General features: G+C 66.9%; 1 protein-coding gene. It reads left to right on the forward strand.

The window, feature by feature from the left end:
* Positions 1-156: 156 nt before the first annotated feature.
* Positions 157-756 (forward strand): TasA family protein, encoded by a 600-nt coding sequence (locus tag AC1DFE_RS24075; RefSeq protein ID WP_476908335.1) that lies wholly within the window; start codon positions 157-159, stop codon positions 754-756.
* The last annotated feature ends 32 nt before the right edge of the window (positions 757-788 follow it).

A 788-nucleotide genomic window follows, 5' to 3' on the forward strand; every position in this document is an offset into this window, starting at 1 on the left:
TCAAGTCTTGATGGGATCTTGACGGTTCCCAGCCTGGGTTCTTGATGGTGGCCGGGCAAAGTCGTTCCTGTCAGCCAAACAGGGCTGGAAAAGGTTTGCGGCCGGCCCACTGGGGGTGGGCTTCCCCGAAAGGAAACAAGTGCCATGGGTATCAGCATGAAGACCACGACCGGTAAGATCCTCGCGTCCGTGGCGCTGGTCGGTACCGCCGCTGCGGTGGCCGGCATGGGCACCTATGGTGCGTTCACGTCCACGACCTCCGCCTCCCAGGTCACCACCGCAGGGACCACCGTGATCGCCCTGGGCTCCGGCGCGGCGAACACCCTGAACGTCCCGGTCGCGGGGCTGCTGCCCGGTGACAAGGTCGAGAAGCTGGTCACGCTGTCCAACACGGGCAACTCGGACCTGAACGCCGTCACCCTGACCACCTCCGCCGGTGCGACCGGGTCGTTGCTGACCACCGACCCGGCCAACGGGCTGCAGCTGACCATCGAAAACTGCACCAGCGCCTGGGCCGGGACCGCCGCCCCGTACACCTGCCCGGCCGGCAGCACCAAGACCACCGTGCTGGCCGCCACCCCGATCATCGGCGCGAACACCGCCCTGGCCAACCTCACCGCCGTGACCGCGGGCAAGACCGATAACCTGAAGGTCACCACCTCGTTCCCGTCCAGCGCGCCGAACACCTTCCAGGGCCTGTCCTCCACCATCGGCTTCGACTTCACCGGCACCCAGCGCACCGGAACCACCAAATAACCCTGCACCGGTAACTCCCACCACCCCGGGCC

The organism is Arthrobacter sp. 05T423 (genome assembly GCF_056396245.1).

Bases quoted from the DNA above. Each gene is read 5' to 3' on its own strand.
- AC1DFE_RS24075 (WP_476908335.1), top strand. From the start codon at position 157: ATGAAGACCACGACCGGTAAGATCCTCGCGTCCGTGGCGCTGGTCGGT.